Origin of the sequence: Tardiphaga sp. 172_B4_N1_3 (assembly GCF_052076035.1) — a bacterium.
GTDB classification, from domain to species: Bacteria; Pseudomonadota; Alphaproteobacteria; order Rhizobiales; family Xanthobacteraceae; genus Tardiphaga; species Tardiphaga robiniae.
Genome location: NZ_CP197238.1, coordinates 1,036,008 through 1,059,663 on the forward strand (window position 1 = coordinate 1,036,008; position 23,656 = coordinate 1,059,663).

The following is a 23,656-nucleotide window of genomic DNA, read 5'->3' on the forward strand; positions in this document are numbered from 1 at the left end:
CGATATCGGGGTGATTCAGGCGCGGTTTTCCCTGCGTCACCCCGCCACACCTGCATCTCCCAGATTACCAAACCTTAATTCCCCTGCCAGCCCGCGGTAAGGTGGAAACCTCCATCTTCAGATCACACAAGGCGCCTTGCCCCCCGCGCCGTTGCTCTGGAGATTTTCTCGATGTCCGACCGCCCCACCGATTTTTCCGAATTGCCGTCCTACAAGGCACCCCGCCGCTCGCTGTTCTCTGCGCGTAAATTCGCGCTGATGGCGTCGGTGGTTGCGGGCCTTGGTGTTGCCGCTTATGGCCTGTCGCCCTCCAACGGTCCGGTCGACATCTTCACCACCACTGCGCATGCGCAGGTCGACAAGCAGGTCAAGTCGCAGGCCGCGCAGCCGGTCGGCTTTGCCGATATCGTCGAGCGCGTGAAGCCGTCGGTGATCTCGGTCAAGGTCAACATGAAGGAAAAGGTCGCATCGAAGGATGACGACAACAACGGCGACTCGCCGTTCCAGCCGGGCTCCCCGATGGAGCGCTTCTTCAAGCGCTTCGGCCAGGACGGCGTGCCCCCGGGCATGCGCGGTGGTCCGCGCGGCGGCGGCCGTGGCGTCGTGAGCGGTCAGGGCTCGGGCTTCTTCATCTCGGCTGACGGTTTCGCCGTAACCAACAATCACGTGGTCGATGGCGCCGACAAGGTCGAGGTCTCGACCGACGACGGCAAGACCTATTCGGCCAAGGTGATCGGCACCGATCCGCGCACCGATCTGGCGCTGATCAAGGTCGAGGGCCGCACCGATTTCCCGTTCGCCAAGCTTGCTGACGGCAAGCCGCGGATTGGCGACTGGGTGCTGGCAGTCGGCAACCCGTTCGGCCTCGGCGGCACCGTGACCGCAGGCATCGTCTCGGCCTCGGGCCGCGACATCGGCAGCGGTCCCTATGACGATTTCATCCAGATCGATGCGCCCGTGAACAAGGGCAATTCTGGTGGTCCGGCTTTCGATACGTCAGGCGAAGTGATGGGCGTCAACACCGCGATCTATTCGCCCTCGGGCGGCAGCGTCGGCATCGCGTTCTCGATCCCGGCCTCGACTGTGAAGACGGTGGTGGCGCAGCTCAAGGACAAGGGTTCGGTCTCGCGTGGCTGGATCGGCGTGCAGATTCAGCCGGTGACCCAGGATATCGCCGACAGTCTCGGCCTGAAGAAGGCGGAAGGTGCGCTGGTCGCCGAGCCGCAGGCCGATGGTCCGGCAGCCAAGGCTGGCATCAAGTCGGGTGACGTCATCACCGCGGTGAATGGCACGCCGGTGAAGGATGCACGCGAACTCGCCCGCACCATTGGCGGCTTCGCGCCGGGCAACACGGTGAAGATCAACGTGCTGCACAAGGGGGAGGACAAGGTTCTGTCCATGACCCTCGGCCAGTTGCCGAACACGATAGAGGCGAAGGCCGATGTCGATAGCGGTGACAAGGGATCGTCATCGCGCGGCAGCGACGTCCCGCGGCTCGGCCTCACGGTTTCGCCCGCGAGCAGTGTCGCCGGTGCCGGCAAGGACGGCGTGGTCGTGACTGGCGTCGATCCGAAGAGTGCCGCTGCCGAGCGTGGCTTCAAGGAAGGCGACGTCATTCTCGAAGTCGCCGGCAAGAGCGTGACCAATCCCGGCGATGTGCGCGAGGCGATTGTCGCCGCGCACAACGACAACAAGAACAGCGTGCTGATCAGGGTTCGCTCGAACGGCTCATCGAAGTTCGTGGCCGTTCCCCTGGCGAAGAGCTGATCACCGCACATGAACGGAGAGTGTCGCCGGCATAGTCGCCCCCGCTGACGGCTCTTTCCAGGGGGCGAGCCACAAACTCGCTCCCGCTGCTTCCTTTCGATGGAAAACGCCCCCCTCCGTTGAAAGGCCAATGGGCGGTGAAGTTTCCCCCAGCTTCACCGCCTATTCTTCTTTCTGCCCCGAAGGATGACCGGCGGGCATTCCGCCGCCTTGCATGAAAGCCCGGTGCGCGCCATGGTGACCGAGACTCACAAGATCCACAGCGAATCCGATCCCCAGATGCGTCTGCTCATCATCGAAGACGACCGCGAATCCGCCGACTATCTGGTCAAGGCTTTCCGTGAGGTCGGCCATGTCGCCGATCACGCCAGCGATGGCGAGGAAGGTTTCGCGCTCGCCGATTCCGGCGATTACGACGTGCTGGTGGTCGATCGCATGTTGCCGAAGCGCGATGGACTCTCCGTCATCGGCGGCCTGCGCGACAAGGGTAACCGGACGCCGGCACTGATCCTGTCGGCGCTGGGCCAGGTCGACGACCGCATCAAGGGCCTGCGCGCCGGCGGCGACGATTATCTGCCGAAGCCTTATTCATTCGCCGAGCTGCTCGCGCGCGTCGAAGTGCTGTCGCGCCGCCAGGGTGGTCCCGCCGAAGAAACGACCTATCGCGTCGGTGATCTCGAACTCGACCGGCTGTCCCATGGCGTGACGCGCGGTGGCCAGGAACTGATCCTGCAGCCCCGCGAATTTCGGCTGCTCGAATATCTCATGAAACATGCCGGGCAGGTGGTCACCCGCACCATGCTGCTGGAAAACGTCTGGGACTATCATTTCGATCCGCAGACCAACGTGATCGACGTCCATATCTCGCGCCTGCGCTCGAAGATCGACAAGGGCTTTGAGCGTCCGCTGCTGCACACCATTCGCGGCGCCGGCTATATGGTCCGCGACGGCATGAAGTGAGCCAAATCTCGGTTCAGTCAAAAGATTGACGCTTTACGCGGTCGTTGCCGATCATCATCGCGTCAATCGTCCCGGACTGCGAAAGTGATTGATCTCAATTGACGGGCGGGTGCGCGGGGGCTGCCCCGGCGACTGACCGTTCGGGAACTGACGCGCAGCGCGAGCCTTTAATGACCATCAGCGCCGTGCCCACGACGAGACCCGTGAAGAGCAGGTAGGTGAGAGACATGTTCTCCCCGGCATCTGCCAGCAGCAGATAAGCGAACAGTCCTGCAGTCGATGCGGCGTAGCCGAGCCACGCAAGTTTCGGAAAGCGGAAGCCGCTCTCAACACGCGAGAGGTCGAGCACCAGGTATATGGCCAGCAACGTGTTGCACAGCGCCGCGGGTAGCAGGCCCATCACAATCTCGCGTTCGAATCCGAGATAGGACAGCACGCCAGAGATCTGAGCGATCACCGGGAACGGCAGGTAACGCGGATTGAGACAGGCCAGCCCGATGGACGCGACCTCGAACGCAAAGAAGTAACGATCGTGCATCTTCGGAAGTAGGTAGGGCATGATCATCAGAGATGCGCATGCGACGAGCAAAATGAACTCTGGGCCTTCTCGCTTGGACCGCGCGAGCAAGGCTGCCAGCGCCAGCCCGCCGAGCACCGCCAATGCGAGCCCGATGGCGACACCCATCTGGTAGGGAACACTCCCTGCGAACACCCAGATATTCGCGGCGTTCATGGTGAGGCGGTGAAACATGTCAGCTTGTTCCATGTAGATGCTGAACACCGAGGCGATAGATCTGCCGGCGACAACAACAGGAATAGCGAGGGCTGCGTAGACCACGGGGACGGCGGCCAGCCATGTCCAGTGAATCTTGTCACGCAACATCATGCCCAGAACAAACGGTCCCAGGAATACGCCTTGGGCCTTCACCGCGACCGCGACTGCGAATGGCAAAATGCCGTTCCGATGCTGCATGAACGCCGCTATCGAAACGAGCGTGAAGAATGTCCAGATCGAGTCGGCCTGTCCCCACAGAGCGCCGTTGAAGATCACTGTCGGCGCGAGCCAGACACAGCAAAAGGCAATGCACGCGCGCGATGGTGCCTTATTTGCCCACCACACGATCAGAGCCACCACGATCGCGCTGCCGAACTCGAATACGAACGACATCGCCTTCAACAGAGTGAGAGGCTGGCCCAGCCCATCAAATTGCGCCATGATCAACAACAGGTAGCTGTAGAACGGCGTGTAGTTGGTGAAGGCTTCGCCAAACCCACCAATACCGCGGTCGCGCGCGAATATGTACCAGGGGATGTGGTATTGAACGGCGTCGGTGGTGGCATGCTCCCGAGCGAGGAAGCGGAGCAAGAGGCCCAAAAAGACGCACCCGATCACGATCAAGGAAACAGAAAGCCGCCCCCGGCTGTCCGACCGTCGAGCAAGCATCTGCATCAGCCTCAATTCCTCCCTCAGGTTACTTCGTTTACTGCCCGACAGCAGTATTTAGCAGGATTGATCGGCCGAGTTGCCGATGTCGTTCTGGTTCTCGTCGGCCGATCGGATCTGGTAAGATCCATGGAGCTTTATTCTCTTCACCCGTGACTGAAGAGACTAGGCAAGTTTACCCGTGATTCCCACACTTTCGCGCTTGATCAGGTCGCTGGCGAAACTATGGCAGCTGGCGAGATTGCCTTACGACAGTCGTGACATTCTTCCGGAACCTGATTCTAATAAAGATGCGGCGGCGGTCCCGTCGCGCCGTCTATGGCTGTTCTTCGTCGAACGGCGCGTTGATCACCAGTTCGACGACGGAGCTTGCCTTGTAGCCCGCCACGAAACGTTCGCCGAAATCGCGAATGAAGTTGTCGTAAGTGGTGCCGGGTTGGGTCCGGGCGATATGGCAGAAGCAGCGAGTCATTTTCTGCTTCATTCCCAAACGTGGAAATTCCGCGACAATTGCCGCAACTTCGCTCGGTGGAATAAGCTCATACTGCAGGCCGACGACATCGAAGCAGATGCCGGCGGTGCAGAGTGCGACTTCGGCTTCCTTGAACAGCCCAATCGACGGCGTGGAATTGAGCGCAACGCTATCCCAGATCAACTGTGCACGGCTTCGGTCGAAGCCATGCTCCCGTGCAAAGAGATGCGCGAGGTCGGCGCCTTCTACTTCGAAGCGACGCGGTCCGGCGAAGCGTTCATTGAGTGTGATGTCATGCAGCAGTGCTGCGACGGCGAGAACCTCGCCGTCGTGCTCGATGTTCTGCAGTTGAGCGAGCCGCACCGCAAACAACCATGACCTAACGACATGGTTGAACAGGTACGGTTCGCAACTGTTCCGGGCGTGGTCGATCGCGCTGGCGATGATGGCCGTATCGGGGACGGTTACTCCCGCCAGTTGCCTGTCATTGATCTGTTGCATGTTCATCGCCTCGCTCTACCGGACCGTGAAGGTTGCTTGTGCTAGCTCTTCAGGAATTTCAGCAGCTCGGCATTGACCTGATCCGCATGGGTCGCCGTGATGCCGTGCGGTGCGCCGGGATAATAGACATCCTTGGCACCCTTGATCAGCTTGGCTGATTTCACCGCGGAGTCCTTCACGGGCACGATCTGATCGTCCTCGCCATGCAGGACGAGGGTAGGGACGTCGAACTTCTTCAGGTCTTCCGTGAAATCCGTCTCCGAGAACGCCTTCACGCTCTCATAGGCGTTCTTCGCGCCGGCCTGCATGCTCCACAGCCAGAACTGATCCAGCGTGCCCTGGGAGACTTTCGCGCCGGGCCGGTTGGCGCCGTAGAAGGCGATCGCCAAATCCTTGTAATATTGCGACCGATCTCCGGCCACGCCGGCGCGGATGCCGTCGAACACCTCGATCGGCAATCCTTCCGGATTGGCTGGTGTCTTCAGCATGATCGGTGGCACCGCCGCGATCAGCACCGCCTTCTTCACACGCTTGGTGCCGTGGCGGCCGATGTAGCGTGCGACTTCGCCGCCGCCCGTGGAATGGCCGACCAGCGTCGCGTCCTTCAGATCGAGCGTCTCGATGACTGCGGCGAGATCGTCGGCATAGCCGTTCATGTCATTGTTGTTCGAGGCCTGGCTGGAGCGGCCATGACCGCGGCGGTCATGGGCGATGACACGGTAGCCATGCTGGGCGAGAAACAGCATCTGGCCGTCCCACGCGTCCGCGTTGAGCGGCCAGCCATGGGAGAAGGTAACGACCGGGCCCTTGCCCCAGTCCTTGTAATAGATTTCGGTGCCGTCCTTTGTGGTGATGGTGCTCATGGTACGATGTCCTTTGTGAGCGTGAGGTTTGGTTGGCTTGTCGCCGGCCTTGCCCTCGGCGATCGAGGGCAAGCCGGCAGTGAGCGCGGTGATGGCGGCAGCTGCGAGCAGATCGCGGCGGGAGGGTGTCGAGCGCGGAACGTCGTCGGTCATGGCTGGTCCTTGGTTGGCGGAGAGGCAGCGTGCGTCGATCAGCCCTTGAGCCAGTCGTCGAGATGGATCGCTCCGATGCGCGCGCCGGCATCGGGCGTCAGGGAGCGATCATTGATTGGCGTGCCGAAATAACCCACGTGGATGTCGGCGATGACCTGGCGTGGGTCCTGCTTTGCCGTCAGATATTTGCGCCCGAGTGCGTCGAGCGGGAGCGGTTCGGGCCCGGCCACCTCGACGACGCCGTTCACCGGGGTGCCCAGGGCCAGGTCCACCATGGCGGCTGCCACGTCCGCAGATGCGATGGGCTGGATCAGGGCCGGCGCCAGGCGAATCACGTCGCCGTCCACGCCGCCTTGCACGATGGCGGGGATGAATTCGAAGAACTGCGTCGCCCGCAGGATCGTGTAGGGCATGCCGGACGCCTTGATGAGATCCTCCTGGGCCAGCTTGGCGCGGAAATAGCCGCTGGCCAGAAGGCGCTCGGTCCCGACCACAGACAGGGCCAGATGATGCTGGACACCTGCGGCTTTTTCCGCCGCGAGCAGGTTGCGACTGGATGTCTGAAAGAAGTCCATCACCGGCCCGTCCTCGAATGATGGCGAATTCGCCACGTCGATGACGACGTTTGTCCCGGACATGGCCTCGGCCAGTCCTTCCCGCGTCAGCGTGTTGACGCCCGTCGACGGCGAGGCGGCGAAGACCTTGTGGCCCAGTTTGTTCAAGCCGCTCACGACCTGCGTACCGATGAGGCCGCTACCTCCAATGACGACGATTTTCATGATATTTTCTCCCTTTCACACGGTGACGATCGTGTGGGCGGACCATGCGCCGCGGCGCACAGGAAGACTTTGCCGCAATCTTCGTTTTCTCTTGAGTTTCGCTTGGATGTTCGTTCAGAAAGGGCCGGCTGGCACGTCACCGCCGATGGCGCGCGACAGGCCAGTTGTGGGGTCGGTTCTGTTGCCTCCTGAAGGTCTTGACGGTTCATTGCCGCCGGCCGAAAACGCAGGCAGTCATGGAGCGCCGAGTGCCGTATCTGTTCGCAGGCTATGTCCTCGATCCCGACCGCAGAGAGTTGTCGCATGGCAGCGACAAGGTGGCGATCACGCCGCAGGCTTTCGACCTGCTGCTGCATCTGGTGAAGAACCGCGACCACGTCGTCAGCAAGGATGCCCTTCTCGATGCCGTGTGGGCGGGACGGATCGTGTCCGAATCGACGCTGGCCAGTCACATCAATGCGGTACGCAAGGCGCTGGGCGATAGCGGCGACGAACAGCGGCTGCTGAAGACGGTGGCGCGCAAGGGCTTTCGCTTCGTCGGCGATGTGACCGAGACGGCAATGCCGGCGCAGTCTGACGCAGCGGTTGCCGATCACGCCACATCGACGGTGAACCCGGACGCCGCGCTGACGTTGCCCGATCGGCCGTCGATCGCAGTGCTGCCGTTCCTCAATCTGAGCGGCGATCCGCAGCAGGACTATTTCGTCGATGGCATGGTCGAGGACATCATCCTCGCGCTTTCGCGGCTTCGCTGGCTGTTCGTCATCGCCCGCAATTCCAGTTTCACGTTTAAAGGCCGTGCCGTGGACGTCCGCGAGGTCGGGCGCGAACTTGGCGTGCGCTATGTGCTGGAAGGCAGCGTGCGCCGTGTAGCGAACCGCGTGCGCATTACCGGACAGCTCGTCGATACCACCACGGGCATGCATCTGTGGGGCGAGCGCTTTGAGAGCGTTGTTGATGACATCTTCGATCTGCAGGACCAGGTCACGGAAAGCGTCGTGGGCGCCATCGCGCCGCAGCTTGAATTTGCGGAGATCGAACGCGCCAAGCGGAAGCCGACCGAAAGCCTCGACGCCTATGATTACTACCTGCGCGGACTGGCGAATTTTCATGTGTCGACGCGCGATGGGATCGATGCGGCATTGGCGAATTTCTACAAAGCCATCGAGCTTGATCCCGACTTCGCTGCGGCCTATGGGATGGCTGCGGGATGCTTCTACTGGCGCAAGATGAATCGCTGGCTTTCCGATCGTGTGGCTGACGGGCGCGAAGCGGCGCGGCTTGCCGAGCGCGCCGTCACCCTCGGGAAGAACGACGCGGTAGCGCTGACACGCGGCGGCCATGCCTGGCCGCATTTCGGCGGCGACCTGCATGCCTGCGTCGCCTATGTCGATCGTGCGCTAGTGCTCAATCCCAATCTGTCGACGATCTGGTACCTCGGCGGCTATCAACGTGTTTCGCTCGGCGAGCACGACGAGGCCATCGCTTATTTCTCACGCGCCATGCGGCTCAGTCCGCTCGATCCCGAGACATTCCAGATGCATACGGGAATCGCGATGTCGCATCTCTATTCGCGACGCTTTAATACCGCGCTCGATTGCTTGCGGGAGGCGTCGCGCGAGGTGCCGAACATTCTCCGTGTTGCTGCATTCCAGGCGGCTGCACATGCTCTGGGGGGGCGAATGGAAGAGGCGCGTGAGGCGATGGGCCATGTGCGCCGGCTCGATCCCACATTGCGGCTCAGCAATATTGACGACTGGCTGCTGGTGCGGCGACCGCAGGACTTCGCACTGGCATCGGAGGGCCTGCGAAAAGCCGGCCTTCCGGAGTGAACCGCGCTGAAAGATAAAATTCCTGCAGTCGAGCGACATTACCAACATCTCATATTCACGCCCTGTTTGTTACAGCTTGCGCCTGCTAGAACAGGGGATGACTTCCAGAACCTTCCATTTCCGCACGTCCCGAGCGTGACCCGTGACGGCTATCGGTAAACTGTTTCGCACGACGGCCTTCCGGTTGACGTTGGCCTATCTGCTGCTGTTCGCGCTGTTTGCAGCATCGCTGCTCGGCTATTTCGCCTGGAATACACACCGGCTGATCAACGATCAGATTACGACCACGGTCGATGACGAAATGACCGAGCTGAGCGATCTGTTCGGGCGGCGCGGCTTGCGGGGGATCGTGGGCGCCATCGAGAACCGGGCGCTGCGTCCTGGCGCCAACCTCTATCTGATCACGACACCGGCGGGTCAATCCATCGCCGGCAACGTGTCCTCGCTGGCGCCCGGCGTGATGGCGACCACGGGCTGGTCCGAGACCGCCTATCGCCGGCTCGACGATCCCGACTCGTCCAACCATCGCGCACTGGTGAAGGTGACGCAATTGAGCAGCGGCTTCCGGCTGCTGATCGGCCATGATCTCGAGGAACGCCGGCGCCTGTTCGACATCGTCGGCGATGCCGCAAAGTGGTCGGTGCTGATCGTCGTTGTTCTTGGACTCGGCGGCGGGATTTTCGTCGCCAGCCGCGTGCTGCGGCGGATCGACGCCATGACCGGCACCACCCAGCGCATCATGGCGGGCGATCTCTCCGGCCGTCTGCCGGTCGGACGCAGTGGCGACGAACTCGACCGTCTCGCGGAAAATCTCAATGCCATGCTGGAGCGCATTGAAGCGCTGATGACAGGACTGAAGGAAGTCTCGGACAATATCGCCCATGACCTCAAGACGCCGCTCACGCGGCTGCGCAATCGGGCGGAGGAGGCGCTGGCGCGATCCAGCAACGAGGCCGAATATCGTGCCGCGCTGGAACGCACCATCGAGGAATCCGATGGCCTGATCCGGACCTTCAATGCGCTGCTGATGATCGCACGTGCGGAATCAGGGCAGGCGCGCGGCAATATGGACAATTTCGACGCTGCTGAAGTGGCCGAGGGCATCCACGAGCTCTATGAACCGCTTGCTGAAGACAGCGATCTTACGCTGACCGTCAAGACCGCGGCTGCGCCGCTGCGTGGCAATCGCGAACTGATCAGCCAGGCGCTCGCCAATCTCGTCGAAAACGCCATCAAATATGGCAAACCTGCGATTACGGAAGAGAATGCCGATAGCGCAGGCGCTGCGGCCGCCAAGGACATCGTGATCGAGGCGCGGCGCGAGGGCGATCAGGTGCTGCTCAGCGTCTCCGATCATGGTCCAGGCATTCCCGATGCCGATCGGAAACATGCGGTGGAGCGCTTCGTGCGGCTGGAAGCGAGCCGCACATTGCCCGGTTCCGGCCTCGGTCTCAGTCTTGCATCTGCCGTGGCCACGCTGCATGGCGGTGAATTGCAGCTGGGCGACAATCATCCAGGGTTGCGGGTCACGTTGGCGCTGCCGGCAGTGGCAGCCGAAGGCCTTGCGGGTCAAACGGGGAATGTGCCACAGAAGTCGGCATGACCTCAGCCGCAACAGGCGAGGGCCAGCTCCCGCTGGCCGCGCAATTCGTCAGCGGACCGCAGCTGTTCGCCCCCGCCGATGCCGAGCAGCGCTTCGGCGAATGGCTCGCCGATATCGCGCCGGACGATGCTGCCGCATTTCGCGCGATCACCGACCAATTTCCGCATGCCAGGGCGATCCTGCTCGGCATTGCCGAGGCCTCGCCCTATCTGTTCGATCTGATCCGCGCCGATGCCGGGCGTGCCTTGCGTCTGCTGCATTGCGACCCCGAGCGCCTGCTCACCACTCTGATCGCCGAGACCTCCGCGAATGTCGCTGCCGCCGGCGGCGATCCCGATGTCATGCATCTGCTGCGACGCATGAAATCCGAAGCGGCCTTGTTGATTGCGCTGTGCGACATCGGCGGCGTCTGGCCGGTGATGCGCGTCACGCGGGCGCTGACCGATCTCGCTGTGTCCTCCGTCCAGACGACTGTGCGTTATCTGCTGCGCCAGGACATGGCACGCAAGCGTATCCTGCCGCCGGATCCCGAGAATCCGGAGCGGGGCAGCGGCCTGATTGTGCTGGCGATGGGCAAGATGGGCGCCGGCGAACTGAACTATTCCAGCGACATAGACCTAATCGTTTTCTTCGATCTCGAAGCGCATACGCTGGCCGAGGATATCGAGCCGAATTCATTCTTCGTGCGCATCGCGCAGGGCGTATCGCGGCTGCTGCAGCAGCGCACCGGCGACGGCTATGTGTTCCGCGTCGATCTGCGGCTGCGACCCGATCCCGCCTCGACGCCGGTCGCGGTCTCGACGGCATCAGCGCTGCATTACTATGAGCGCGAAGGGCGCACATGGGAGCGCGCGGCGATGATCAAGGCGTTGCCTTGCGCCGGTGACTTCAAGGCCGGTGAGGCGCTGCTGGCCGAGATCGCGCCTTTCGTCTGGCGAAAGCATCTGGATTTCGCCGCACTGGCCGATGTTCATGACATGAAACGGCAGATGCAGACGTTTCGCGGGCAGAATGAAATCTCCGTCGAGGGCCACAATGTCAAGGTCGGGCGCGGCGGCATCCGCGAGATCGAGTTCTTCGCCCAGACCCAGCAGTTGATTGCCGGCGGGCGCCATCCGGAATTGCGCGTGCGGCCGACGCTGGAGGCGTTGAATATTCTCGCTGCCAGCAACTGGATCACCTTTGAGGCGCGCGACGAACTGACGCTCGCCTATGAATTCCTGCGCCGTGTCGAGCATCGGCTGCAGATGGTGGCCGACGAGCAGACTCACTCGCTGCCCGATGACGTCGGCGCCATGGAGCGCTTTGCGCGCTTCTTCGGTTATGACAACCGCGAGGCATTTGCCCGCGATCTGCTCGGGCATCTCAATTGCGTGCAGGGGCATTATGGCCGCCTGTTCGAGGGCGATCCCACCGATAACGTCCATCTACCGGCTGTCGACTATAAAGCGGGCGCGACGGACCAGCGGCTGCTCGAACATTTCACCAAGCTCGGTTTCCGCAAGCCGGCCATGGTGGCGGAGACGGTGCAGCACTGGATGACAGATGACTATCGCGCGCTCAAATATGAGGGCACGCGGCAGGCATTCATGGAATTCGTGCCTTCGCTGATCGTCGGGCTGGCCGATGCCGAAGAGCCCGACCTTGCGGTCGTTGCGTTCGACCGCTTTCTGCAGGCATTGCAACGCGGCGGCAGGCTGATCTCGCTGCTCAGCCAGAACCGCGATCTCGTCGCGCTGGTGGCGCTTGTACTTGGCGCGGCGCCGCGTCTGGGTGACATGCTGGCGCGGCAGCCGCAGATCATGGATGGGCTCATCGATCCGCGCTTCTTCGGCGCCATGCCGGACCAGCGCGAATTGTCGACGCGGCTGGCGGCGACGCTCGAAGACGCCAATTCCTATGAAGAGTTTCTCGATCGTCTGAGGCTGTTCGGACAGGAAAGCCTGTTCCTGATCGGCACGCGTATCCTGTCGGGCACGGTGTCGGCGCAGCAGGCCGGGATTGCATTCGCCGACGTCGCCGAAGGCATTGCGCATACGCTGCATGGGCTCGTGCTCGATCAGTTCGTCGCCCAGCACGGCCGCATCAAGGATCAGCAGACCGCGATCGTGGCGATGGGCAAGCTCGGCAGCCGCGAGATGACGGCGGCATCCGATCTCGATCTGATTTTGATTTACGACTTCGATCACGACGCGCCGGACTCAGATGGACCGCGCCCGCTGCACGGTGCGCAATATTTCGCGCGGCTGACGCAGCGCCTGATCAGCGCCTTCACCACGCGCACCAATTATGGCGTGCTCTACGAGGTCGATATGCGGCTTCGCCCGTCGGGCCGGGCAGGACCGCTGGCGTCGCGCATCGATTCCTTCGCTGAATATCAGGAGACCGAGGCCTGGACCTGGGAGCACATGGCGCTGACGCGCGCGCGGGTGATTTCGGCGACGCCCGCGTTCCGCGAGAAGATCGAATTGGTCATCCGCGACGTGCTGACGCGTCCGCGTGAAACCACGATCATCGCCAACGACGTTGCCGAGATGCGTCAGGCCATCGCCGAGGAGAAGGGGGAAGACGATATCTGGGACCTGAAACATGCCGCGGGTGGCATGGTCGATATCGAATTTATCGCGCAATATCTGCAGCTGGTACATGCGGCAGAGAAGCCCGAGATCCTCAGCATCAGTACACAGCAGGTGCTGGAGAATGCGGCGCGACTGGGCATTCTGTCGCCAGCCGCCGCCGATGTGCTGCGTCCGGCGGTGCGGCTCTATCACGACCTCACGCAGGTGCTGCGGCTGTGTGTGAGCGACAAGTTCAAGCCGGAGACGGCAGGCACCGATCTGTTGCGCATACTCGCACGCGTGAGCAACGAGCCGGACTTCTCTTCGCTGCAAGCACGCGTGCATGAGACGCAGGCTGATGTGCGCCAGGTGTTCCGCCTGGTTGTGGAAGGCGCAAGTTAGCCTCCTCCTGGAAATTCAAGCTCGGCGAGCCGCAATTTCCAGGAGATCAGTTGCATCGACCGTCCGGTCGAGACGAGCGCGGCGCTATCATTGCTCCGGCTTGACCTTGCCGATCTCGACAACTGTCTTCCAGCGTGTGAGTTCTTTTTCCAGGAAGCTCTGAAATTCCGCACTCGTATTGGCGACGACCTCGAAGCCGCTATCGGTCAGCCGCTTCTTGAGATCGGGCGAGGTGAGGGCGGTGGTGATCGAGGTCTCGAGCTTGGTCTTCACATCGGCCGGAAGGCCCTTGGGCGCGACGAAGGCCTGCCACGAATAGATATTGAGATCGTCGACGCCGACTTCCTTCATCGTTGGGGTCTGCGGGAATGAATCGGAGCGCGTGTCACTGGTAACGGCCAGAATTTTCATCTTGCCGCCTCGGATGTAGTTGGCGACTGCGCCGAGATTCTGGAAGGAGACGTCGACATGTCCGCCCATCAGGTCCGTATGGGCCTGCGAGCCGCCCTTGTAGGGCGTATGGATACCCGTGGTCCCCGTCTTCTGCCAAAACAACACCGCCGTCAGATGGTCGGACGAGCCCACGCCCGATGAGGCGAACGTGACCTTGTCGGGATTCTTCTTGAGATAGTCGATGAGTTCCTGGACGGTATTGGCCGGGAAATCGGGGCGCGTGATCAGCACGTTGGGATTGCGCACAGCGACACTGAGCAGATCGAAGTTCTGGAGCGGGTGATAGCCCGGGTCCTTGTAAAGCACCGGATTGATCGCGATGACCCCGATCGAGCCCACCATCAGTGTGTAGCCATCCGGCTTTGAGCGAGCGAGTTGCGTGGCGCCGATGGAGCCGTTGGCGCCGGGTTTGTTCTCGATGATGAAGGACTGCCCGAAGCTTTCCTGCATCTTCTGCGTGGTCATGCGCGCTGTCGTATCGCTGGCGCCACCGGCAGTGAAAGGCACGATCACCGTGACGGATTTCGATGGATAGTCTTGCGCGATGGCCATGCCCGGCATTGTCAGACAGAATGCCGCCGCGGCGAGATGGCTCAGTTTCATCGTCGTTTCCTCCATGGAATGCTTTTGTTTATTGAACAGGCGACAATCTCCGTGTCGCTCTTGTCTGGACTGCTCCTCCATGTGCTGAAGAGCAGTGTGGTTCGTAGTTCATAAACTCCCTTCAGTCGGCAACCGCTGCAGTCTTGTTGGCAAATACTTCGCAGATGGTGGCTTTGAAAATTGATAGGTCACACGAGAAAGAACAGCGCTCCCAGTCCAGACCGGCCGTGCCGACGCGCCAATATAGCGACCTGCAACCTTTAGTATAGGTGTGGGCGGGGGCCTCCCAAGCGGCCATTTGACGCTTGAGTGTCATGCCATGGGAGTTGGCTCGGCCCGGTCAACGGTAAGCAATCGACGCCTAGGCGGCCTCGGAGATTTCCGCTGGCCTGTGTCTGCCGCGGAGCGGGATGGTGACGCAGACCACGGTGCCGGTGCCAAGCTTGGAGCGCAGCTTCATCGATCCGCCATGCAGGTTGGTCAGCGATTTGGCGATAGCGAGGCCGAGGCCCGAGCCGTGATAGGTCTTGGCGAGCTGGCTCTCGACCTGTTCGAACGGGCGTCCCAGACGCTTCAGCGACTGCGGGGCGATGCCGATGCCGCTATCGGCGATCATCAGAGCGACGGAGTCGCGCAGCACGCGGCTGCGGACGGTGACACGGCCGCCATCGGGTGTGAACTTCACGGCATTCGAGAGCAGATTGACCAGGATCTGCTTGATGGCGCGGCGGTCGGCCACCACCGGTGCATCAGCCGCGATGTCGGCACTGAGTGTCAGATTCTTGTCGTCGGCGCGGCCGGAGACGACACGCAGCGCTTCGGACAGCGTCTGTCCAAGATCGAGCGGCTCGAGGTCCAGCTGCATACGACCCGCCTCGATCTTCGACATATCGAGAATGTCATTGATGACTTCGAGCAGGTAGTGACCGCTGGTGAGAATGTCGTGGCAGTATTCGGCATATTTGTCGGAGCCGAGATTGCCGAACATGCCGCTGCCCATGATTTCCGAGAAGCCGATAATCGCGTTCAGCGGCGTGCGCAGTTCGTGGCTCATATTGGCCAGGAATTTCGACTTGGTCTGGTTGGCTTCCTCGGCGCGGTTTTTCTCGTCGGAGTATTTCTGCGCGAGGTCCGCAAGTTCGAGCGCCTGTTTCTCTAGCGCAGCCTGGGAGTGCTTGAGATCGATGACGCTGGCGCGAAGGCGCAGATCGTTGTCGACCAGCTTGTGCTCATGCTCCTTGATCCGGGTGATGTCGGTGCCGACGGAGACGTAGCCGCCGTCCTTGGTGCGGCGTTCGCTGATATGCAGCCAGCTGCCGTCCTCGATCTGCGCTTCGAAGGTACGCGCGCCGGGCGCCGCAGCGCCGGATTCCGCGAGACGCGAGCGGACCTCGGGCATGCTGCCGACTTCGAGCACGGTCTCGTAGGACGTCCCGGGCGACACCGCCGAGTCCGGCAGCTTGTGCAGGCGCTGGAAATGCGAGTTGCAGAGCACCAGGCGATCTTCCGCGTCCCACAGCACGAAGGCTTCGGGAATGGTCTCGATGGCGTCGCGCAGCCGGACGTCGGCCTCGACGGTCTTCTCGGCGAGGCTCTTCTGTTCGGTGACGTCGATGGCGATGCCGATCAGATGCTGGCTGCCATCGTTCTGGCCCTGCGCGAGTTCGCAGCGCAATTGCAGCCAGATCCAGTGGCCGTTGCTGTGCTGCATGCGGAAGGTCTGGTCGATGTGATCGATCTTGAACGAAATCAGCTGATCGGCGATCTCGAACAGGTTGATGTCGTCGGATTGTACCAGCGCGTTGACCTCGCCGAAGGTCAGGAGGTCGCTGCGGCTGTCGAGGCCCAGCATGGTGAACATCGACTGCGACCAGAAGATGCGACCGCGCGACAGATCCCAGTCCCACAATCCGCAGCGGCCGCGATTGAGGGCGGTGTCGATGCGGCCGCGTACGGCGTCGTTGATCGCGTCGCCTTCGCGGGCGCGGGTCGATTGCCAGTGGAAGGCGAAGCCGAGGATCAGCACCACGAAGCCGGTGGTGGCCGAGAGCGTGATCGACAGCGCGGAGTCCGAGCGCCAGATCGGCTCGTTGTTCTCCTGAATGACAACTACCTGACCCGGCAGGGCCTTGACGATGCGACGGGTGGCCAATGCATGGCTGTTGTCGGGCAGTTTCACATCGACAACGTCGGTGCGTTGACCCTGCGCAGCCATGGTCTGTGTTGCGCTGAGGACGTCGAGGATGCGATTGGCGTCGCCCGGCGGCAGGTCGATCGGCACGCGCGCGAGAATGCTCTGATCGGCGCCCAGCACGATGACGTGGCGTCCCCCAGCGATCCCCCAGGATGGAATCAGACTGGGCAGCAGGCTCTGCAGGCGCTCGACGGCAGCAGAACGATCCTGACGGATGGTGCCGTTGCGTTCGAGACGTTCGGCGAGCAGATCGGCGAGCGCCGCGAGATCGCGCTTCATCGATGCCTGCTTCTGCCGGCTTTGATCGACCACCTGCACGAAGGCGCCGAAGAAGATCGTGATGAGAAAAGCGATGATGAGTGTGGGGACGGCCCGGCGAAGTGCCGGCTCTGCGATCAGCAGCCTGTGATAGGCCGGCTTCGCGATAGACTGCGCCAATCCTTTGATCGAATCGGATTGGACGCATGCGTTGTCCGCATGCGCACGCGCCATACCTAAGCCCCCTCGAAGAATCTCGCCCGCGTCGCTCGAAACAACTGCCCCGCCACTTCGAATCGCAAGACCAATAAGAATCCACTTTGCCAGGGCTGTCGAGAGTCAACGAAACGTTAACGTGAAATAAATCGTATCCACCGGAGAATTTCATCACTGTTCGGTACTTGCATGAGTCCGAAACAGGAACGCCGCGCATGAGAATCACGCGCGGCGTTGAAATCAATGACTCGCAGAACGCGCGTTACAACGTGACCACGATCTTGCCGAGATGCTTGTTGGCTTCCATGTGGTCGAACGCCGTTCCGATGTCGTCGAATGTGTAGACCTTGTCGATCGGCAGTTTCAGTTGGCCGGCTTCGATAGCGGGCCAGATGTCCGTACGCACCGCACTGAAGATGTCGCGAATCTCCTGCATCGATCGCGTGCGGAAGGTTACGCCGATATAGGTGATGCGGCGGGCGGCATGGAGATCGAAATTGAAATCGCCATGCGTGCCGCCGAGGCGGCCGACATTGACGATGCGTCCCATCACCTTCGTGGCTTTCAGGTTCTGATTGGCGACGGGCCCCGAGATCTGGTCGACGATCAGATCGACGCCGTCGCCGTCCGTGGCCTTGAGCACCTGATCAACCCAGCCGGCATCTTTCGAATCGATGGCGAGGTCGGCGCCGAAGTCCTTCAGCCGGGCGCGACGTGCGGCGTCGGTGGATGAACCGATCACCGTCTTTGCGCCCTTGAGCCTGGCGATCTGCAGCGCCATCAGGCCGACGCCGGAACTGGCGCCCTGGATCAGGACCGATTGGCCGGGCTGCAGTCCGCCATTGGTCACCAGTGCATTGTGCATCGTGGTGATGGCGACGGGCAGGGTGCAGGCATCCTCGAAACTCATGCTGGCTGGCATGTGGAACAGCCGGCCGTGATCGGTGACGGCGAATTCGGCAAAGGCCGCACCGCCGGAACCCATCACGCGATCCCCGACCTTGACGCCCTCGGCCTCCGGGCCGAGTTCGGCGATCTCACCGGCCCATTCCATTCCCAGCACCGTACCGACGCCGCCGGCAGCGCCGTGGACATGGCCTTTGGTCATGCCGAGGTCGGCGCGGTTAAGGCCGCAGGCTTTCACCTTGACCAGCACCTGCGTGCCCGTGGGTGAGGGTTTCGGGGCATCACCGATCGCAGCGCCGTTGGCGCCGTAGACATAAGCTTTCATGGCTCTGCTTTCCGTTCCGTCTATTCAGCGGCCTGGCGCTGGCTGCCATCAAGCATGGCTTCGAAGCGTGCGCGGATAATCGTCTCGGCATCATGCATGATGCGCGACACAAGTTCCTGGCAGCTCGGGATGTCGTGGATCAGGCCCTGGACCTGGCCGGCCGACCAGATGCCATCTTCGGCATCGCCGTGCGAATAAACCAGCTTGCCGCGCGCACCGGCGACGAGTTCCTTGATCTGCTCGAAAGTGGCGCCTTCCTTCTCCATGGCGACCACCTGCTTGCTCACCGCGTTCCTGGCGACGCGCGAGGTGTTGCGCATGGTGCGGAAGATCAGGTCGGTCTCGCGCTCGTCATTGGCGACGATGCGCTCCTTCACCAGCTGATGGATCGGGCTTTCCTTGGTGCACATGAAGCGAGTGCCCATGTTGATGCCCTCGGCACCGAGCGCCAGCGCGGCGACAAGGCCGCGGCCGTCACCGAAGCCGCCCGAGGCGATCATCGGGATCTTGATCTTGTCGGCGGCGGCCGGAATCAGGATCAGGCCGGGGGTGTCATCCTCACCGGGATGGCCGGCGCATTCGAAACCGTCGATCGAGATCGCATCGACGCCCATGCGCTCGGCGGAGAGGCCGTGGCGCACGCTGGTGCATTTATGGATGACCTTGATGCCGTGCTTCTTGAATTCGGTGACGTGTTCCTGCGGCTTGTTGCCGGCAGTCTCGACCACCTTGATGCCGGCCTCGATGATGGCCTGGCGATATTCGGCGTAAGGCGGCGGCTTGATGGTCGGCAGAATGGTCAGGTTCACGCCGAACGGCTTGTCGGTCATGTCGCGGCAGCGCGCGATCTCCTTGGTGAGGTCTTCCGGCGTCGGCTGGGTCAGTGCGGTGATCAGGCCGAGCGCGCCGGCATTGGCCACTGCGGCGACGAGCTCGGCGCGGCCGACCCACTGCATGCCGCCCTGGACGATCGGGTGTTCGACACCCACGAGCTCGGTGAAGCGCGTCTTGATCATGATTGGTCCTCGGTTCCCTCGCAGACGCATCGGGTGGGCCCGATGAGGCTTGTTGATCTTTCGGGGGCGGAGGATGCCGTTGCACCGGGGGAATGTCCATCGGACAGCCGGCGGTGCGCCATGCGGATTTGGCGGGGCGGGTGCCTAATTCCTATCGGTGGAATTCGTTATGCAACTCGCCGATACCTTCGATTGCGATGGTCACGGTGTTGACTGGCTCCTTCATCACGCCGACGCCGACAGAGGTGCCGCAGCAGATCAGATCGCCCGGCAGCAGGGTCATGTCGTGGGAGATTCACCGCGGTGACAATGCCTGTCCTTGGCCCGAGCAGCTGCATCTGTTCGATCACACCGGTGATCGAATGGGCCTTCAGGCAAATGATGACATAATCCTGCTCGCCGAGTTTTGCTGGATCGCCGGTGCAGGGGATATGCACGACGCGTTCTTCTCCTGCTATCAGCAGCTTCAGTCCATGCGCGCGCATCGCCGCAAGATGCGCTCCGCGCGCGACAAGGCTGACATCGGCGCCAGCCCGTGCGAGCTGAACGCCGAGATAGCCGCCGATGGCGCCGGCGCCGTAGATGCAGATCTTCATGAAATGTCACCAAGGCAACGGGCGCCGACAAGGCAAAAGAACTGGCATCACGGACCGCTGGCGGTCCGTGTCGATATCGGTATGAAACGCGAAGTGAGCTTGAGGCTAGGCCTCAGGCGACCGCTGCGTGCGGTACATCCTCATGATCGAGCGCCCTGCTGATGTCACGGATGCTGATCACGCCGATCAGCGTGTGATCGTCGATGACCGGGACGTGCCGAATGTGATGCTTGTTCATCAGGTGTCGCACATGTTCGAGCGTGTCGGTCGAGTGGCAGGAAATCAATTCCTGGACCGAGATCATATCCGAGACCTTGCGATTGACGCCGGCGGCGCCGTGTTCGGCGATCGCGCGCACCACGTCGCGTTCCGAGAACATGCCGACCGCGGTGTTGCCCTCGGTGCGGCACACGTCCTTCACGACCAGTGCGCTGATATTGCCCGTCCGAAGCAACTGCGCCGCGATGGCGACGGTCTCGTTCATGCGGACAGTGGCGATACGGGTGCTCTTCCTACGCAGGATATCTCCGACTTGCATGGCAATAACCTCCCTTGGCTGATCGGCTGAGGATCGATCTTGTAGGCGCAAGATTGGTATACGGTATGCCAGTTGTCAACGCGGAAACGAGGATATCGAAGCCCGGTGGTCAAGAAAGAAAGTCAGTGTTTCTGACGTTTATTGCTGCGTGGCGTGTGTTTTTCGCCGTGCTTCTATCGCACCAGCGAATCCAGTTGGAGGTCTGGCATGCCAGTTGGGCATGGAAAAAGGGGCGCGCTCGCGTGCGCCCCTTAAATCTTGAACAAGCTTCGATCGATCAGGCGGTCTTGGCGCTGTGCGCCGCGGCTTCCGGTACGGCAGGCTCGCTCCCCAGAATGAATGCACGTCGCATCGGCTTGATAACGAACAAAGCGAGCAACGCAGCCGTGGCATTGAGCGCAACGGCGATCACAAACACGGCCTGCCATCCATAGCTCGCTGCGATCAGGCTCGCGAGTGGTACCAACAATGCCGCCGTGCCCTTTGCGGTGTAGAGCATGCCGTTATTCGTCGCGGCGTATTTGGCGCCGAACGTATCGCCTGACGTCGCCGGAAACAGACTGTAGATCTCACCGAAGACGCCGAAATAGACCGCCGTCGCCAGTACGAAGACGAGTGGGTTGTGGCCATAGGCCGACAGCGTCAGCAGCATCAGCGCGGCGGTGCCGAAGGCGATGAACATGGTGTGTTCACGACCGATCTGATCGGACAACCAGCCGAAGAGCGGGCGGCCGAACCCGTCGAAGATGCGATCGAGCGAGATGGCGAAGGTCAGTGCTGCCATCTGGAAGCCGGCCAGTGTCACCGGAGAATTCGCAATATTGTAGTCGTGGGCGATGGGCGCGATCTGCGCTGCGGTCATCAAGCCACCGGCGGCGACCATCACGAAGACAAGATACATGACCCAGAAGATCGGGCTGCGCAGCACTTGCGGCGGCGTGAAATCCGTCTTTGTCTGCGGCAGATTGAGTTGTTTCCTCGTCACCGGCACGGCCTGCCCAGGCGGACGCATGAAGAAGGCGAGCATGAACACGATCACGCCCTGGCCGATGCCGAAGGTGAAGAAGGCGTGCTGATAGCCGCTCTCGGCTATCATATGCGCAATCGGCACGACGGTGATCGCAGCGCCAGCGCCGAAGCCTGCCGCCGTGGCGCCCGCAGCGAGGCCGCGGCGATCGGGAAACCACTTCAGAGCATTGCCGACGCAGGTGCCGTAGACCGAACCGGCGCCGATGCCGCCGACGACGGCGCCGGCGTAAAGCATCACCAGTGAGTCCGCATAGGAGTTCAGCACCCAGGCGAGGCTGATCATGGCTCCGCCGAACATGATGACGACGCGGGGACCGTATTTGTCGACGAACCACGCTTCGACCGGCACCAGCCAGGTTTCGACGACGACGAACAGCGTGAAGGCGAGCTGGATCGCGGCGCGACCCCAGTGATACTTGGCGTCGATGGGATCGACGAACAGCGTCCATCCGTATTGCAGATTGGCGATCATCGCCATGCAGACGATGCCCATCACGAGTTGAATCCAGCGGAAGCTGCCGGGTGGGTTGGACGCGGTGGTGAAGTCTGGCTGAGCCATCGTGTTTCCTCCGATGCGCGCTTTTTCCCTTGCGGCGTGGTGTCGCTAAGGTTGTGGCGTATTGCCGCAGGCGTCGCTTGGTCGGAGACTGGTATATTATATTCCACGATGCAAGGTGGTCTTGGCCGATTGTTGCGTGAAGGCGATCACGCCTTGGCGAGCAGCGCATCGCCCACGCAAAACGCGCCCAGCCAGGGCTGAGCGCGTTGTTTTCTTGAGGCTTTTTGCGTTTTTTAGGTCGCCAGCGCCTTGCTGACGACGACCTTACGCCAAGGCTTCAGCACCGCGATCGCGAGCAGTGATGCCAGGATATTGGCACCGGCGGCGATCAGGAACACGCTGTCCCACGTGCCCGACGACTGCTGCATATAGTTCGCGACCGGCACCAGAAGTGCTGCCGTCCCCTTTGCCGTATAGAGCAGGCCGGCATTGGTCGTTGCGAACTTGGAGCCGAAGGTGTCGGTGCAGGTCGATGGGAAGAGCGAATAGATCTCACCCCAGGCGAAGAACACGAAGCCCGACAACAGCACGAACCACAGCGGATCGTGACCCCACATATACAGCGCCCAGATGCCGACGCCTTCCATGCCGAAGGCGATGAACATCGTGTTCTCGCGGCCGATCATGTCGGAGATCCAGCCGAAGAACGGACGTGTCAGGCCGTTGAGTACGCGGTCGATGGTGGCTGCGAAGGTGACCGCCGTCATCGTCATGGCCATCAGCGTGACGGGTACGTTGTCGATCTTCCAGTCGGCCGCAATCGGCTTCAGGTTGGCCGTCACCATCAGGCCGCCGGCACCGACGATCACGAACATGAAGTACATCAGCCAGAAGATCGGATGGCGGATGACTTCTGTCGGCGCGTAGTTGCGGCGGGTCTGGATAACGTTGGCGTTCTGCGTGACCGCCGGTACCTGTCCAGCCTTTGGCGCGAACAGGAAGAAGGAGAGGATCACGATGATGATGCCTTGTCCGAGACCGAAATACAGAAATGCGGTCTGGAAGCCGGAATCCTGGATCATGGCCTGGATCGGCGCGACCGTGAGGGCGGAGCCGGCACCAAAGCCTGCGGCGGTGATGCCAGCCGCGAGGCCGCGCTTGTCAGGAAACCACTTCAGCGCATTGCCGACGCAGGTGCCGTAGACGCCGCCAGCGCCGATGCCCGCAACGATCATGCCGAGATAGAAGCCGTTGAGCGTTTCCGCCTGTGCATTGATCGCCCAGCCGATGCCGCAGAGGATGCCGCCGATAAGGACGACGAGCTTCGGGCCGTATTTATCGACGAACCATCCTTCGACCGGCACCAGCCAGGTCTCGAACAGAACGAAGAGGGTGAAGGCCCACTGGATCGACGCACGATCCCAGCCGAACTTCTTCTGGATGTCGGGGACGAAGAAGGTCCAGCCGTATTGATAGTTGGCGATCATCACCATCGCGCCAACGCCGATGGCAAGTTGTGTCCAGCGGTAGGCATCGCTGACACGTGCGGCAGCTGGCGCCACCCCGTGAACTGCATCAGTCATAGTTCCTCCTAAAGCGCTGTTCTATTGAGAGCTCGACAGCTGCGAAGGATAGTTTGGTATATGATATGCCAACTAACAAGCGAAATCTTGCCAATTTGCCGCTGCA

At 61.7% G+C, this 23,656-nt stretch carries 16 protein-coding genes and 2 pseudogenes; 5 read left to right on the forward strand and 13 right to left on the reverse strand.

Annotation, left to right across the window (positions count from 1 at the left end):
* Positions 1 to 171 precede the first annotated feature (171 nt).
* The gene (locus AB7783_RS04585; RefSeq protein ID WP_175367418.1) at positions 172 to 1,767 is read left to right on the forward strand and encodes a Do family serine endopeptidase; all 1,596 of its coding nucleotides are present in this window, start codon (positions 172 to 174) and stop codon (positions 1,765 to 1,767) included.
* Positions 1,768 to 2,046: 279 nt separating this feature from the next.
* Entirely contained in the window at positions 2,047 to 2,727 is a 681-nt protein-coding gene (locus AB7783_RS04590; protein ID WP_068730718.1) for a response regulator transcription factor, read from the forward strand.
* 94 nt (positions 2,728 to 2,821) lie between these two features.
* On the opposite strand, the gene AB7783_RS04595 is transcribed toward AB7783_RS04590, so the two are convergent.
* The 4 genes from AB7783_RS04595 to AB7783_RS04610 all read right to left on the reverse strand — a co-directional run bounded on the left by AB7783_RS04595 (position 2,822) and on the right by AB7783_RS04610 (position 6,939).
* The gene (locus AB7783_RS04595) at positions 2,822 to 4,177 is read right to left on the reverse strand and encodes a hypothetical protein (protein WP_441276979.1); all 1,356 of its coding nucleotides are present in this window, start codon (positions 4,175 to 4,177) and stop codon (positions 2,822 to 2,824) included.
* 310 nt (positions 4,178 to 4,487) lie between these two features.
* The gene (locus AB7783_RS04600) at positions 4,488 to 5,144 is read right to left on the reverse strand and encodes an HD domain-containing protein (protein ID WP_441276980.1); all 657 of its coding nucleotides are present in this window, start codon (positions 5,142 to 5,144) and stop codon (positions 4,488 to 4,490) included.
* A gap of 41 nt (positions 5,145 to 5,185) precedes the next feature.
* Positions 5,186 to 6,160 carry an alpha/beta fold hydrolase gene (locus tag AB7783_RS04605; RefSeq protein ID WP_441276981.1) on the reverse strand — a complete coding sequence of 325 codons (975 nt, stop codon included), beginning with the start codon at positions 6,158 to 6,160 and terminating at the stop codon, positions 5,186 to 5,188.
* 38 nt (positions 6,161 to 6,198) lie between these two features.
* Positions 6,199 to 6,939 (reverse strand): SDR family oxidoreductase, encoded by a 741-nt coding sequence (locus AB7783_RS04610; RefSeq protein WP_441276982.1) that lies wholly within the window; start codon positions 6,937 to 6,939, stop codon positions 6,199 to 6,201.
* A 248-nt stretch (positions 6,940 to 7,187) separates the two neighbouring features.
* Here AB7783_RS04610 and AB7783_RS04615 point away from each other — a divergent pair, with 248 nt between their 5' ends.
* The 3 genes from AB7783_RS04615 (at position 7,188) to AB7783_RS04625 (ending at position 13,334) form a co-directional block, all read left to right on the forward strand.
* A complete protein-coding gene (locus AB7783_RS04615) occupies positions 7,188 to 8,771 on the forward strand; it encodes a winged helix-turn-helix domain-containing tetratricopeptide repeat protein (protein ID WP_441276983.1) in 1,584 nt (527 codons plus the stop codon).
* A gap of 142 nt (positions 8,772 to 8,913) precedes the next feature.
* A complete protein-coding gene (locus AB7783_RS04620; protein WP_441276984.1) occupies positions 8,914 to 10,374 on the forward strand; it encodes a sensor histidine kinase in 1,461 nt (486 codons plus the stop codon).
* Positions 10,371 to 13,334 (forward strand): bifunctional [glutamine synthetase] adenylyltransferase/[glutamine synthetase]-adenylyl-L-tyrosine phosphorylase, encoded by a 2,964-nt coding sequence (locus tag AB7783_RS04625; RefSeq protein ID WP_441276985.1) that lies wholly within the window; start codon positions 10,371 to 10,373, stop codon positions 13,332 to 13,334. The genes AB7783_RS04620 and AB7783_RS04625 overlap by 4 nt, the downstream gene beginning before the upstream one ends.
* Positions 13,335 to 13,421: 87 nt before the next feature.
* Here the strand turns inward: AB7783_RS04625 and AB7783_RS04630 are convergent, their stop codons facing one another.
* From AB7783_RS04630 to oxlT (AB7783_RS04670), 9 genes and pseudogenes are all read right to left on the reverse strand, one after another.
* Positions 13,422 to 14,390 (reverse strand): Bug family tripartite tricarboxylate transporter substrate binding protein, encoded by a 969-nt coding sequence (locus AB7783_RS04630; RefSeq protein WP_441276986.1) that lies wholly within the window; start codon positions 14,388 to 14,390, stop codon positions 13,422 to 13,424.
* A 361-nt stretch (positions 14,391 to 14,751) separates the two neighbouring features.
* Positions 14,752 to 17,076 carry a PAS domain-containing sensor histidine kinase gene (locus tag AB7783_RS04635; RefSeq protein WP_093758955.1) on the reverse strand — a complete coding sequence of 775 codons (2,325 nt, stop codon included), beginning with the start codon at positions 17,074 to 17,076 and terminating at the stop codon, positions 14,752 to 14,754.
* A 244-nt stretch (positions 17,077 to 17,320) separates the two neighbouring features.
* Positions 17,321 to 18,289: a zinc-binding dehydrogenase gene (locus tag AB7783_RS04640; RefSeq protein ID WP_441276987.1), complete on the reverse strand. Its 969-nt coding sequence runs from the start codon at positions 18,287 to 18,289 to the stop codon at positions 17,321 to 17,323.
* 20 nt (positions 18,290 to 18,309) lie between these two features.
* Positions 18,310 to 19,305 (reverse strand): NAD(P)H-dependent flavin oxidoreductase, encoded by a 996-nt coding sequence (locus AB7783_RS04645; RefSeq protein WP_089267106.1) that lies wholly within the window; start codon positions 19,303 to 19,305, stop codon positions 18,310 to 18,312.
* Between the two features lie 151 nt (positions 19,306 to 19,456).
* Positions 19,457 to 19,600, reverse strand: a pseudogene (locus AB7783_RS04650) (fumarylacetoacetate hydrolase family protein); the annotation flags it as partial.
* Positions 19,599 to 19,901: pseudogene (locus tag AB7783_RS04655) on the reverse strand (2-dehydropantoate 2-reductase N-terminal domain-containing protein); the annotation flags it as partial. The pseudogenes AB7783_RS04650 and AB7783_RS04655, both read right to left, overlap by 2 nt.
* A 112-nt stretch (positions 19,902 to 20,013) precedes the next feature.
* Positions 20,014 to 20,439: a CBS domain-containing protein gene (locus tag AB7783_RS04660; protein WP_441276988.1), complete on the reverse strand. Its 426-nt coding sequence runs from the start codon at positions 20,437 to 20,439 to the stop codon at positions 20,014 to 20,016.
* Between the two features lie 277 nt (positions 20,440 to 20,716).
* A complete protein-coding gene (oxlT, locus tag AB7783_RS04665) occupies positions 20,717 to 22,027 on the reverse strand; it encodes an oxalate/formate MFS antiporter (protein ID WP_175367408.1) in 1,311 nt (436 codons plus the stop codon).
* 233 nt (positions 22,028 to 22,260) lie between these two features.
* Positions 22,261 to 23,550, reverse strand: coding sequence for an oxalate/formate MFS antiporter (oxlT, locus tag AB7783_RS04670; RefSeq protein WP_089267112.1), 1,290 nt, complete (start codon positions 23,548 to 23,550; stop codon positions 22,261 to 22,263).
* Positions 23,551 to 23,656: the final 106 nt, after the last annotated feature.

Bases quoted from the DNA above. Each gene is read 5' to 3' on its own strand.
- AB7783_RS04585 (WP_175367418.1), top strand. From the start codon at position 172: ATGTCCGACCGCCCCACCGATTTTTCCGAATTGCCGTCCTACAAGGCA.
- AB7783_RS04590 (WP_068730718.1), top strand. From the start codon at position 2,047: ATGCGTCTGCTCATCATCGAAGACGACCGCGAATCCGCCGACTATCTG.
- AB7783_RS04595 (WP_441276979.1), bottom strand. From the start codon at position 4,177: ATGCAGATGCTTGCTCGACGGTCGGACAGCCGGGGGCGGCTTTCTGTT.
- AB7783_RS04600 (WP_441276980.1), bottom strand. From the start codon at position 5,144: ATGCAACAGATCAATGACAGGCAACTGGCGGGAGTAACCGTCCCCGAT.
- AB7783_RS04605 (WP_441276981.1), bottom strand. From the start codon at position 6,160: ATGACCGACGACGTTCCGCGCTCGACACCCTCCCGCCGCGATCTGCTC.
- AB7783_RS04610 (WP_441276982.1), bottom strand. From the start codon at position 6,939: ATGAAAATCGTCGTCATTGGAGGTAGCGGCCTCATCGGTACGCAGGTC.
- AB7783_RS04625 (WP_441276985.1), top strand. From the start codon at position 10,371: ATGACCTCAGCCGCAACAGGCGAGGGCCAGCTCCCGCTGGCCGCGCAA.
- AB7783_RS04630 (WP_441276986.1), bottom strand. From the start codon at position 14,390: ATGAAACTGAGCCATCTCGCCGCGGCGGCATTCTGTCTGACAATGCCG.
- AB7783_RS04635 (WP_093758955.1), bottom strand. From the start codon at position 17,076: ATGGCGCGTGCGCATGCGGACAACGCATGCGTCCAATCCGATTCGATC.
- AB7783_RS04640 (WP_441276987.1), bottom strand. From the start codon at position 18,289: ATGAAAGCTTATGTCTACGGCGCCAACGGCGCTGCGATCGGTGATGCC.
- AB7783_RS04645 (WP_089267106.1), bottom strand. From the start codon at position 19,305: ATGATCAAGACGCGCTTCACCGAGCTCGTGGGTGTCGAACACCCGATC.
- AB7783_RS04660 (WP_441276988.1), bottom strand. From the start codon at position 20,439: ATGCAAGTCGGAGATATCCTGCGTAGGAAGAGCACCCGTATCGCCACT.
- oxlT (WP_175367408.1), bottom strand. From the start codon at position 22,027: ATGGCTCAGCCAGACTTCACCACCGCGTCCAACCCACCCGGCAGCTTC.
- oxlT (WP_089267112.1), bottom strand. From the start codon at position 23,550: ATGACTGATGCAGTTCACGGGGTGGCGCCAGCTGCCGCACGTGTCAGC.